Source organism: Anaerolineae bacterium (genome assembly GCA_014360855.1).
GTDB lineage: Bacteria > Chloroflexota > Anaerolineae > JACIWP01 > JACIWP01 > JACIWP01.
In genome coordinates this window covers 1-11,971 of the sequence record JACIWP010000078.1, presented here as the reverse complement: position 1 = coordinate 11,971, position 11,971 = coordinate 1, and the positions used below count along the sequence as shown (strand labels likewise).

9 protein-coding genes are annotated in these 11,971 nt (G+C 65.9%); all 9 read right to left on the bottom strand.

Annotation, left to right across the window (positions count from 1 at the left end; all coding sequences use genetic code 11):
- A partial coding sequence (locus tag H5T60_05990; GenBank protein ID MBC7241980.1) for a glycosyltransferase occupies positions 1-1,140 on the bottom strand: 1,140 nt, incomplete at its 3' end.
- A gap of 15 nt (positions 1,141-1,155) precedes the next feature.
- A complete protein-coding gene (locus tag H5T60_05985) occupies positions 1,156-2,340 on the bottom strand; it encodes a hypothetical protein (protein ID MBC7241979.1) in 1,185 nt (394 codons plus the stop codon).
- Positions 2,341-2,360: 20 nt separating this feature from the next.
- A complete protein-coding gene (locus tag H5T60_05980) occupies positions 2,361-3,551 on the bottom strand; it encodes a glycosyltransferase (protein ID MBC7241978.1) in 1,191 nt (396 codons plus the stop codon).
- Positions 3,538-4,635 (bottom strand): glycosyltransferase family 4 protein, encoded by a 1,098-nt coding sequence (locus H5T60_05975; GenBank protein ID MBC7241977.1) that lies wholly within the window; start codon positions 4,633-4,635, stop codon positions 3,538-3,540. Before H5T60_05975 ends, H5T60_05980 begins: the two co-directional genes overlap by 14 nt.
- Positions 4,632-6,119, bottom strand: coding sequence for a lipopolysaccharide biosynthesis protein (locus H5T60_05970; GenBank protein ID MBC7241976.1), 1,488 nt, complete (start codon positions 6,117-6,119; stop codon positions 4,632-4,634). Before H5T60_05970 ends, H5T60_05975 begins: the two co-directional genes overlap by 4 nt.
- Positions 6,116-6,823, bottom strand: a complete 708-nt coding sequence (locus tag H5T60_05965; protein ID MBC7241975.1) for a methyltransferase domain-containing protein — start codon at positions 6,821-6,823, stop codon at positions 6,116-6,118. The genes H5T60_05970 and H5T60_05965 overlap by 4 nt, the downstream gene beginning before the upstream one ends.
- Entirely contained in the window at positions 6,763-8,277 is a 1,515-nt protein-coding gene (locus H5T60_05960; protein ID MBC7241974.1) for a B12-binding domain-containing radical SAM protein, read from the bottom strand. The genes H5T60_05965 and H5T60_05960 overlap by 61 nt, the downstream gene beginning before the upstream one ends.
- Positions 8,278-8,336: 59 nt before the next feature.
- On the bottom strand, positions 8,337-11,735 hold the full coding sequence (locus tag H5T60_05955) for a DNRLRE domain-containing protein (protein ID MBC7241973.1): 3,399 nt from the start codon (positions 11,733-11,735) through the stop codon (positions 8,337-8,339).
- 62 nt (positions 11,736-11,797) lie between these two features.
- Positions 11,798-11,971 (bottom strand): metallophosphoesterase (locus H5T60_05950; protein MBC7241972.1); only part of this gene is annotated, 174 nt, incomplete at its 5' end.

Sequence of the window (11,971 nt, the reverse complement as noted above, 5' to 3'; positions counted from 1 at the left end):
CACATGGGCCTCCAAGCTGAAATGCCGGCGCACATGCTCGCGGGCGCGCTGTCGAATGGCCTGCGCCAGGGAGGCATCATCTAACAGCCGGCCCATCGCCGCCGCCAGCGCATCCGCATCCCCTGGCGGCACTAGAAGCCCAGTTTCCCCATCCCGAATGATCTCGGGCACCGCGCCGGCGTTCGCCCCTACCACCGGCACGCCGGCGGCCATGCCCTCGATGATGACCCGGCCGAACGGCTCCGGCCGCACCGAGCAGTGGGCCAGCACATCCAGCGCCGGCAGAAGCTCGACGATGCGCTCCCAATAGCCGGCGAAAATCACCCGGTCGGCAATGCCCAGCTCCTGCGCCAGGGCCTTCAGGTGCTCCAGGTAGGCCGGCTCCGTGGGGTCGGCGTCGCCGGCGATGACGGCGCGCAAGTTCGGGCGTTCGCTCGCCAATTTCGCCACCGCTCGCAGAAACACCTCATGCCCCTTCCAGGCCACCAGCCGGCCGGTGATGCCGACCACCTGATGGGCCGGCGACAGGCCCAGCCGGGCACGCGCGGCATCCTTATCCCCGCTCGCGACGAATTCTTCCGGGTCCAGCGCGTTGTAAATCACCACGCCGCGCTCCGCCGGCACCCCCTGGGCGACGTGGGCGTCGGCAATGGCCCGCGAGATGTAGATGCAGGTATGCACCCAGCGCGTCAGCCGGCGGTCGAGCCAGGTCAGCCGCTCAAAGGCCCGCACGTGGCTGATGTAGGGCACGCCGGCCAGCGCCGCCGCCAGCACCGCCTCCCGGTTGCTGATCAGCACATCGTTGCCGTGCACCAGGTGAATCCTCTCCTGGCGGATGACCCGCAGTAGGCGCAGGGTGCCAGGCCCGATCTGCCGCAAGATGGCCAGCCATTCTGCCAGGGGGTTCGAACGCCGGCGCCGCGCCGGCGCGGCCGGCCGACCCGCTCCCACCGCAGTGTTTCCCAGCACCAACACCTTAGCGCCGGCCTCCTCAAAGCGCCGCAAGAACGGATTGGGCCGGTAGAACAGCACCACCGGCTCGTAACGCCCTTTATCCAGGCCCCGCACAAGCTGGTACAGGCTCACGATGGAGCCGCCGAAGGCATGGGCCATCTCCACGAACAGGATGCGCCGGCGCATGGGTCCCCTTGGCTCTCAGCGGACGGCCGTGCGCCCACGCCGACGCAGTGCACTGCTCAATCCCTCGATAAATTCGATCACGAACGCCAGGATGATGCCCACCATCAGGCTGGTGACGCCGCCAACGGCCGCCAGCCGCGGCAGGTTGGACTGCGCCGGCGCGTCCGGGGTGCGGGCCGGCTCCGTGACCTGGATATAGCCGACCTGCAGGGCCGCAGCCTCCTTCAGCCGGGCCTCGTTCTCCTTGGCCAGCAGGAAGTTATAATCTTGCTCCGCCAGGGCTACCTCGCGGTTCAACTGGTCGTATTTTTCCCGCAAGCCGATGAGCGCCAGGAGGTCCGATTCCTTCTGGGCGATCTGCTGGTCAAGCTCGACGCGGGCCGCCCGATGGCCGGCGGCCGCCGCCTCCTGCTCCGCCGCCAACTGTAGGAAACGGCGGATCATCTCCTGGTAATATGCCCGCGAGGCGGCGGTCTCCGAAAGCTTATCCAGCTCCGCCTGCGCCTTCTGCGCCTCTGCCCGATAGGACTGTGCCACGGCCAGGGCTTTCTGCTCTTCCACGGTTGCCGCATCGCGCTGGGCCTCCAGGGCGCGGACGATGTCCTGATAGGCGTTCAGCTCCCGCTCCAGCGAATCCAGGTTGTTCTGGAGCTTGAATTTGAGCAGGGCATCCTTGGCCTGGGCCAGGCGGTCGCCGGCCTCCTGCAGTTGGGCAGTCAGGAACTCGCGCGCCACGCGTGCCGGCAGTGCCCGATACTCGCGGTAGTACTGGATGGCCTTGTCCACGTGAGTGGTCACCAGCGATTCCGCGCCTTGGGGCGTGTCCGCCTCCGCCGTCACGTAAATTGCATCCCCCTCGCGCACGATGCTGATGCGGTTGAGCACATCCAGCGCGCTGGCGCTCAGGTTCAGCTCGGCGATGGTGCGCCAGGCCACCAGGCCGTTCTTCAGCACGCTGACGAACTCGTTCTGCACGGTGGCGATCTCATCCGTGGTCGTGGTGGTGCGCACATTCCCGAACAGGCTGACCTGCTCCGGCTCCGAACCCACCACCTGCAGTTTGACGGTGGCGCGGTACACCGGCGGCGAGGTCAGGCCGGTCACCAGGATGACGGCCATGGTGGCGATGAACAGCAGGGCGATCAGCCACAGCCGCTTGCGGATGACCTGCCAGTAGGTCAGGAATTCCGTGATGTCCATGGGTGTCTCCTCTCATCCCCTCACATTGCTCGCCGGCGTTTCTCCTCCAGCACGCCGGCGATGATGTCCGAGATCGTCTCCGCACGCCGGTGCCAGGTGTTCTCCTGCGCCACCTGGCGCTGGCGCCGGCGAATGTCCTCCGGGTGGTCTGCCAAGGCCTGCGCCACCGCCGGCACCGCCTCCGCCGGCCCCCCCACAATATGGACCAGCTCAGCATACTGGCGCGCCGCCGGCACATCGCTGGCCACTACCGGCTTCTCACAGGCCATGTACTCGTACAGCTTCAGCGAGCTGATGTTGCGCGTCCACTCGTTCAACCGATAGGGCAGAAGGCAAACGTCCAGCGCCTTGATATAGTGCGGCACCAGCTCCACCGGCTTTTGGCCGAGGAAATGTACGTTGGGCATGGCGCGCAGGCGGCGCAGTTCCGGATCCTCGGCCGGCACGCTCAGCGGCCCGACGATGACCACCGAGGCCCTCGGGTAGGCCTCGGCGATGGCGCTGAAATAGCGCAGGTCCAGCTTGGCATTGACGGCGCCCACATACCCGATCAGCGGCCGCGGCAGGCCGGCCATATCCGCCGGCAGTGGCGTGTCCCGCCGCATGACCTCCGCAAAGGTCTCGTAATGCACCGCATTCGGCACCAAGTAGGTATGGCGGTTAAAGGGGCGCTTGCTCTCGTACAGCGCCGGCGCCGTGGTGATGACCACATCGGCGCGCTGGAGCAGTTCTCGCTCGCGCCGGCGCACTGCCTCCCGGTCTGCCACCCCTTCATAGGCGGAGTACTCGTCCACCACATGATACAGCACCAGCTTTTCCCCCCACTGCCCGATGAGGTCGGACATTTCTGGCCGGCACAGCCACAGGATGGGCTGAGACATACCCAGCCGGCGCATCTGCCGGCGCAAGGAATGCCGGCGCAGGCCGGCGGCCAGCTCCCGCAGGGGGAAGCGCCCGCTGATAGGCGCATAGGGCAGGTTGTGATAGACGTACAGGTTGGGCCGCACCTGCGTCACCCGCTCCCGCCAGATATCGCGCCAGGGGAAACGGCCGGCCAGCAGTGCTTGCACGGTCTCCCGCAAATAGGTGCGCGGCTCCACGTACAGCACCCTGTTTCGCTCGGCGAACACCGTCAGCAGGTGGTGCCGGTTGCGCCAGATATCGCTCCAGAGGTCGGGCGCGAAGCAGAGGATGCTCTCACCCTCCAGCACGGCGCGCCTCCCTGCCGCCGGCAATACGGCGGTACACCTCCGCATGTTGGGCGCCGAGGCGCTCCCAGGAAATGGTTTCCAGATAGGCGGCGATGGCCTGGCCGGCGCTCTCCATATCCATTGCCTGGGCCTGCTCCAGGGCCTGGCGCAGGGCCGGCACGCCCGCTGGCTCGTAGCAGATGCCGGCCGCCGCCCGCACCAGCGCCGGGAAGGGGCCGATGGCCGGCACCACGATCGGCTTGCGGAAGGAAAGCGCCAGCACCGCCGCACCAGAGGTCGTGACCTGGCGGTAGGGCAGGACGCATACGTCCGCCGCCTTCATGAAGTACTGCACTCGGTCATCTGGGACGTGTTCCAGGAACATCAGGATGCGCACGTCCTCCTGCGCTAATGCCTGCAGAGATGCCGCATACGCCGGCGCGTGGGCATGGCCGGCGATGATCAGGCGCGCGGCCCCATCGTCCAGGGAGCGGAACGCTTCTATCAGCTCCTCGGCGCCCTTATAGGGCCGCAGGCCGCCCAGCATCAGATAGACGAACGCCTCCTGCGGCAGGCCCAACTGCCGGCGCGCCTCCTGCCGGCTCACGCTGTCCGGGTAACATCCCACGTAGCTCCCGTGTGGGATGACATGGATGCGCGCCGGCCGGCGCACCCGCCGGCCCAGGGCCTCTGCCGTGACCTCATCGTGCACGTGCAGGGCGTCCGCCCAGGCGAACAAGGCGGCATTAGCCAGGGCGTTGAACAGCGCATCCCGCCCCTCGTGCTGACTTAGGTTGTGCACGGTGTAGACCAGGCGCAGACCCGCTTGCCGGGCCAGCGCCAGGCCGGCCATGAACGAGATAAACCGCCGCCAGCGCCCGCGGGCACGCGCGCCGGCGTACTGCAGTTCCGGCCAGTGAATGTGCAGGATATCGGCCCGCCGGCGGTTGCGCTGGATCCAATCCAGGGTCAGCCGGTCCTCGCAGGCCACCTGAATATCGGGCGCCGCGGCGCGCACCCCGTCGGCGAGCAGTTCCACATATGGGTTCAACTGCACCGTGGAAAACAGGGCTACCCGCAGGGGTTGGCCGGTCGAAGCGCTCATTTGGGCACCTGCTTCCCGTTGGCGAACCGCAGGCCGTTGCGCGCCAGGACCCATTCGAAGCCGGTGCGCACTTCCCGCCGCAGTTCGCGATCCACCAGCCACATCCCGCCGGCGTACAAACACACCATGATCATCAAGGCCATCAGGAAGCCCAGCCGCGCGTGCGGAGTGGCGCGGAACTGGAGCTGGAGCAGGCGGGCCGCCGCCGCCGACAGCAGGGCGACGCTGAAGATCGGCCCCAGACAGCGCACATAGTCCATGGCGGTGGCCTGAATCACGCGGTTCACCAACGCGGCGGAGATGAAGAAATCGACGACGGCCACGGCGGCTGAGAGCACGCTGACGCCGATAATGCCGTAATACTTGGTGGCGGGGTACAGGAAGAGCAGCATGGTGATGAGCCGCCACAGGGCGATGTAGGTCAGCCACTTGGGCCGGCCGCCGGCCTTGAACACATTGCCCATGTTAGCGGCAATGGAACGGATCAGCCCGTATATCCCCAGCCACTGGAGCGGCACGATGGCCGCCGCCCACTTCGGCCCATAGACCACGTTCACGAAATCGGCCGCGAAGACCACCGTGGCCACGCCGATGGGCACGGAGAGGAGCGAGACGTAGCGCATGGTGGCGAAATAGACCCGTTTCATGCGTTCCAGGTCATCCTGAATCTTGGCCAGGGCCGGGAACATCACCTGTCCCACGATGCGGGTGATCTGGGTCGCCGGCAGGTTGGAGAGGTTGTATGCCAGGCCGTAGGCGCCCAGCGCCGCGGCGTCCAGGATGCGCCCCACAAACATGTCATCCACATTGGTGATGGCGAAGATCAGGAGCTGGCTCCCGATGATATGCTTGCCGTAGTCCAGCATCTCACGCGCCAGGTCCCAGTGAAACGTCCAGCGCGGCCGCCAGTCCGTGACAGCATAGGCCAAGGCGGAGGTGGCGGCGGCGCTGGCCAGCCGGCCGGCGACCAGGCTCCACACCCCCAGGCCGCTCAACGCACAGGGCACCGCCACCATGCCGTTCACCACGCTGGGCACCACCATGGGGATGGCCCGCTTGCGGAAATCCAACTCCTTGGCCAGCAGGGTCAGCGGCACCTGCCCGAAGGAGGAGATCAGCATGGTCAGGCTGAGCGCCCGCAGGATGGGGATGACGCGCGGCTCCTTGAAGAACCAGGAGATATACGGGGCGCTGACGACGCCGACCAGGGTGGTCAGCACGCCGCCCACAACGACAATGGAAAAGGCGGTAGCGGAAGCCTCCGGGATACGGTCCTTGCGGTAAATCAGGGCGGAGGTGAAGCCGAACTCGGCGAACAGGGCCAGCGAGTCCAGCGCCAGGGTGGCCACCGCCACCACGCCGAAATCCGCCGGCACCAGGATGCGCGCCAGCACGATCTGGACAACAAAGGCGATGAGCTTGTTGCCAGCCTGGGAAAGCGCTACCCAGAAGATACTGCTCAGCACGTCACGGCGCAGGCTCACGCCGGCGATGCTCCTTTCCTTCCCACCAGGATGAAATCGCGGGCGAACAGCCCGGGATAATGGCGCGCCAGCCAGGTGTACAAGCGGTTCAGGGGCGGCCGGCGCAGCCAGCCAGGGTAAAAGCCAGGCACCCAGAGGCTCGCACTGCCATCCACGCGTTCCACCACCACCCCCCGTTCCTGACACAGCTTGCGGGCCTCATAGACGGTGAAGAAGCGCAGGTGTGATGGGTCGGTGGGCGAGTTGCGCACATAGGGGAAGCGGCCGGCCAACAGCCATAACCGACAGCGCCAGTGAGCGATATTGGGCAGGCACAGGACCAGCCGGCCGCCGGGCTTCAACACGCGCACGCACTCATCCAGGTGCTTTTCGTGGAAAAAGCGGTGCTCGATAGCGGAGTTGGAGACCACCGTGTCGAAGATGTTGTCCGGGTAAGGGAGCCGGCCGTCCTGCGCATCGAGGTCTACATGCTGAACGGGCACGCCCTTTTCCCGGGCGCGCTGTACCGCCTCCCGCGACATCTCGGTCGCCTCCACCAGGGCGCCTTTGTCCATCATCATGCGGGCCAGCACGCCCGGCCCGCAGTCCACCTCCAGCACCCGCTCCCCGGGCTGGACATAGGCCAGCAGGAGCTGGAGGCGGTTCACATCACAGCGATCTCCCACCCGTTGCCAATAGGTATCATAATACAGAGACAGGTCCATAGCTTCGGCAGTATCCTCTTCAGTTGTAACCCTATTTTACCCCGTTTGCGGCCTCGGACGAAATCCAGCACCTTCCGCAACCGCTCTTCGTCCCCGCCCAGGAGCCAGAGGACGGCGCGGCGCAGGCGGTAGCGCCAGGGATGCCGCCGGCGCAGATGCAGTTCCGCCTTCAACTGCTCAAAGCGCCGGTATTTCTCGGCCAACTGCGCCGGCGTCAGCGTCGGCAGTTCCAACACACTCTCCGGGCTGTAATATCCCCACAGCGTGCGCTCGCCCTTCAACATCCCTTCCCGCACCACGCGCTCATACAGCTCCGTCATGGGGTAGGGATAAAAGACCGAGAACTGCAGGTCATCGGGCGCCAGCTCGCGGTTCAGGGCGATGGTCTCCTCGATCATCTCCGGGGTCTCGCCCGGCAGTCCCAGCATGTTGCAGGTGTAAATCCGCAGGCCGTGCCGGCGCAGAAGCCGGAAGGCCTGGCGGATCTCTTCGTTGGTCATACCGCGCTTCAGGACCTCGCGCCGCATTTGCTCGTTGCCCGATTCCAGGCCGATGCGCACGCCGGCACAGCCGGCCCGTGCCAGCGCCCGCACCAGTTCCTCGTTGCCCAGGATGCGCTCCACCCGCGTGTTGATCCAGAAGGGGAAGCGGAAGCGCGCCGCATATGCCTCGCAGAAATCCAGCGCCCAGCGGCGGTTCAGGGTAAAGGTGTCATCCTGGAAGTTCAGCATGCGCACAGGATAGCGCTCTGCCAGGGCTTCGATCTCGGCCAGGATGTTCTCCACACTGCGATAGCGCACATAGCGCCCCAGGCCGCGATAGCGCTCCTGCAGGCCCGGGTTACAGCAGTACGAACAGCGGTACGGACAGCCTCTGCCGGCCAGCATGTCCACCCAGCCGGCGTTGGCCGCCAGGATGGCGTCGAAGTCGAATATCTCGCGGTCCGCGAAAGGAAGCTCATCCAGCGCCTGAAGGAGCGGGCGCAGAGGGTTGCGCCGCCAGCCGTCCTGCCGGCGCACCCACAGGTTTTGGATGTCGCTGACATCTTCTCCCCGCTCCAGGCGCTCGGCCAGCTCCAGCATCGGCAGTTCCCCCTCTCCGACGCACAGGGCGTCCAGCGCCGGCGAGCGCGCCACCATCTCCGGCGCCAGGGTGGGGTGGACGCCGCCGGCGATGAGGAAGACCTCCGGCACCGCCTCCTTCAGCCAGGACGCGCACTGCTCCACCGCCGGGTACTGGTGCGTGGTGGCGGAAAAGGCCACCACCGCCGGCGCCAGCGCCCGCACCTGCGCCAGGAACGCATCGCGCTCCGGTTCCTCCGTCAGATAGAGCAGGTTGGTGGTATGGCCGGCGCGCTTCAGCACCGCCGAGATATAGCCGATGCCGTGGTAATATTTGCGGGCGCCGTAATGCTCGACACCGCCGATATCCGGATACACGAACAGCACTCGCATGATCGCATCTCTCCTTTCGTATCTGGTCGGTATGGGCCGGCCATCATACTCCCCACGTCTCACTGGGCGCGGAAGAGCAGGGGGAGATGCTGGCGCGCCGGCAGGCGATCGCCGAAGTTGACAACGCTCACTTTCCCGGATTCCACCGCTACCTCTACCTCATCCGGGGTGATGGAGATATAGCCCAGCAAGTTGGTCTGGATCACCCGATACGTCCCTGGCAGGAGGTCCACGAAAACGTACATGCCTCCTTCCCGCGTGGCGGTGCGGCGGAGCACCTGGCCGGCCAGGTCTTCCAGGCGCACCTCCACCGCCGGCAGGGTGATCTCGCCGGCGTCCCAGATACCGTTGCTGTTGTGGTCCAGCCAGACGATGCCGGCGATGGAACCGTACAGTCCCGGCTCCACGGTCGCCGTAGGCGTCGGGGTGGGGGTGGATGTCGGGGTGGCGCTGGCCGGCGGCGTGCCGGTCACGGTCGGGGTAGGTGTAGGCGTGCGCGTGACCGTTGCCGTCGGGGTGGGTGTGGGCGTCCAGGTCTCCGTCGGTGTAGGCGTCACGGTGGGCGTGGGGGTCGGCGTGGGTATAGTGTAGATGACGCGCAGGGCCGGCCGCTCCGTGATGTTCGTCCACTCCGAGGAGGCCAGGGCATATACCCCGGACTGCGTCCCGCCGCCCCGCAGGACCAGGCCGTAGTTGCTGGCCGGCTCCGCCACCCATCCCTGCACCAGGTCGGTCAGGGAGAGCACCACTGTCTGGCCGGTGCGGGTGATGACCTCCGTGTCCACCGGCTCCGCATCCCTGTCGGCGCTCGTGTCGTTACAGCCGGCCAGCCCCCAGCTTTCGCCGGCGCGCGGCCTCTGCCAGGTGGTTTGTGTGGCGTCCCACGGCCGGCGCAGCCGGTAGGCGCCGATTTCCATCTGGCGCTGGTCGGTGGTGCCCGACTGCACCACTTTCAACTGCAGGACGGCGGCTTTCACCACCGCTTCCGGGGGGATATCCGAAAGGTCGAAGCGGAGCAGGGAGACCGCCACGTTGTCTGCCCGCACCCAGAGCTGGGCCGCACTGCCAAAGTTGGAGGTCGGGCTCCATTGGCTGATGTAGGCATCCTGCGCGCCGGCGTACCCCTCCACCCCCATACGGTACAGCCGGTCACTCGGCGGCGTCACACTGCCGGGCGAGAGCGTGAGGCGGTGCACCCCACCGTCCATGGACACATAGAGCCAGCCGTTCACCGGGAAGATGGAATAGATGGAGTACGCGCCGGTCTCCGGCACATAATCTTCCACCGTGTAATTTATTGCGTCGTTCAGCCCCATGTCAGTCAGATGGAAGCCGATCTGCACCGGCCGATGGTCGGTCACCGTGGCGGTGATGACGCCGGAGTCCGGGGAATAGCCGGCCTCCACCAACGTCCAGTGATCCTCGTTGTAAATCTGCCGGATGTCCAGCCAATAATAGGAGCGGGACGAGTCGGCGCGGATGGCAATATCGGTCGGGTGGGCGTTCAATTCCCATTGGGAGAGGAAATTGAGCGTCCAATTGCCGTCGTACGGCCCATCATCGCTGTGCCCGCCCTCGTACGTGTACAAGAACGCATGCTCTGCCTGATCGGCCATCAGTGCCTCATACATGGAGATGGAATGGCTGACCGGCACCACCGTATCCAACGTGCCGTGGGTGAGCGCCACCGGCACATGGCGGAAATTCTGCACCTGGCTGTAGGGGGAGCGCCGCTGATATTCGAAGGGCACCTCGTTCGGCTTGCCGCCCAGCTCGGCCTCCAGCCATCCTTTGCGGAATGAAGTGGTCTCGTAGTACCACTGGCTCAGGTTGGTGATGGGGCGGTGGGCCACCACCGCGGCGAAGATTTGGGGGTACTGGGCCGCCATCACGAGGGCCTTGTTGCCGCCCATAGAGACGCCGGCCAGGTAGATGCGCGAGCTGTCTACCAGGTAATAATTCTTGACCCAATTGACGGCGTCAATGATGTCCTGCCGCACCGCCGGCGAGATGGTGTTCTGCCGCTGGTCCGGCACCAGCAGCAGCCAGCCGCGCGCGTTGGCCTCCAGCGCGTAGCGCTTCCAGCCATCCGTCATCGTCTCGCCCAGGCCGTACAGCGACACCAACAGGGGCACGGGGATGGTCGGGTCATAGCCCAAGGGGATTTGCAGGATGGCATTGCGCGGCTTCTGGTCATACGTGCTGGTGTACGTGATGACGCGCTTCTCCGGCACGGAGATATCGCCGCCGACCACAATATAGCCGGCGTTCACCCCCCAATTGTCCCAGTACACCGCGTCATGGGTGATGCTGATGACATTGTATCCTTTCACCAGGTACGCTGGATCGAAGTCCCAGTAATAGTAATAGCCGGTGCCGGCCACACAGACACTGCCCCGGCTGTCCCGTGCACTGCGCCCTACTTTCCGGCCGTTGACATAGATGCTGTGTTCCCCGTCCGCGTTGGCCTGCTGTAACCACAGGCGGGCGGTGGTGGGCTGTCCCTCCCAGAAGACAAAGACATACCCATGATCCGTGTACCCCGGCTTATTATCGTAATCAGGCCCCACCGCCATACACGGGCTGTTGCTCAGGTACGTGGAAGTCACATACGCCCGCGGGGTGGGCGTGGCGGTCGGGCTGGCGGTGCGCGTGGCCGTCGGCGTGAAGGTGGGCACCGGTCCCGTCAGGACATAGGTTATTGTCAGCTTCGGCCGCGAGCTGAGGGTCACGAACTCGGAGGACGCCTGGTTGATCTGCGTGGAGACCGGTCCCTGGGCCACCATCAGGAAGCCGTGGTTGGTATCGGGGGCGGCCACCCAGCCGGCCACCGCCGGGGTCAGGTCCATGCGGTAGACCCCGCTCTGGGACACGGTGGCGGAGCCGGCCGGCGTGGGCGCACGGTCTGTCGTGGTGTCCATACAGCCCGGCGCCCCCCAGGGCTTGCCGGCGGCCGCCTGGCGCCAGGTCACCTCGTGGACGTTCCAGGTGGTGCTGATGGGATAGGCGGAGATGGTCAGGGGGGAGAAGCTCCCGGACGGATAGTAAATCATCATTTCCAGTGTCGCGCTGACGATAAGGGCCTGGCTGGGGATGGCGGACAAATCAAAGCGGAGCAGGCCCTTCATCCGCCCATCGGAATGGAGACGGACGTAGGTATCGCCGGCGAAGTTCGCATCCGCATCCGTGCTGGCGATGAAGGTGTCCTCCACGCCGGCGTAGCCGTTCAGCCCCTGCTGAAGGACCACGGTGGTGGTGATGGGAACATCCTGCCGGGACGCCAGGGACGCCGGCATCCCCCGCACATCCGCCGCCGCCCGGTCCGAGAGGAGGAGACTGCCGGCCGCCAGGGCCAGCAGTACGCCCAGCACCAGCGCAGACATTCCCAGGCCAATCCACCTCTGCCGCCAACGGCCGGCCTCATGCCGTTCTCGCGCGCCCAGCTCCATTGGGATCATCGGTTCCTCTTCCTCAAAATCTTTATCATTTCTTTGTACAACGTTTTGCACCATCTGTCCAATCAATCGCCGGCTTCCAGGATGAGCAGGGTGATCTCCGGCGGACATAGAAAGCGCACCGGCAGTCCGCGCGTGCCGATGCCGCGCGTCACATACAGCCAGGTATCGCCCCAGCGGAACAGGCCGTTGGCATAGCGCGGCCCCAACTGCGTGCCGGTCACCACCGCGCCCAGGAG

Coding starts and splice junctions, on each gene's coding strand:
- H5T60_05985 (MBC7241979.1), bottom strand. CDS start 2,340: ATGGACATCACGGAATTCCTGACCTACTGGCAGGTCATCCGCAAGCGG.
- H5T60_05975 (MBC7241977.1), bottom strand. CDS start 4,635: ATGAGCGCTTCGACCGGCCAACCCCTGCGGGTAGCCCTGTTTTCCACG.
- H5T60_05965 (MBC7241975.1), bottom strand. CDS start 6,823: ATGGACCTGTCTCTGTATTATGATACCTATTGGCAACGGGTGGGAGAT.
- H5T60_05960 (MBC7241974.1), bottom strand. CDS start 8,277: ATGCGAGTGCTGTTCGTGTATCCGGATATCGGCGGTGTCGAGCATTAC.
- H5T60_05955 (MBC7241973.1), bottom strand. CDS start 11,735: ATGATCCCAATGGAGCTGGGCGCGCGAGAACGGCATGAGGCCGGCCGT.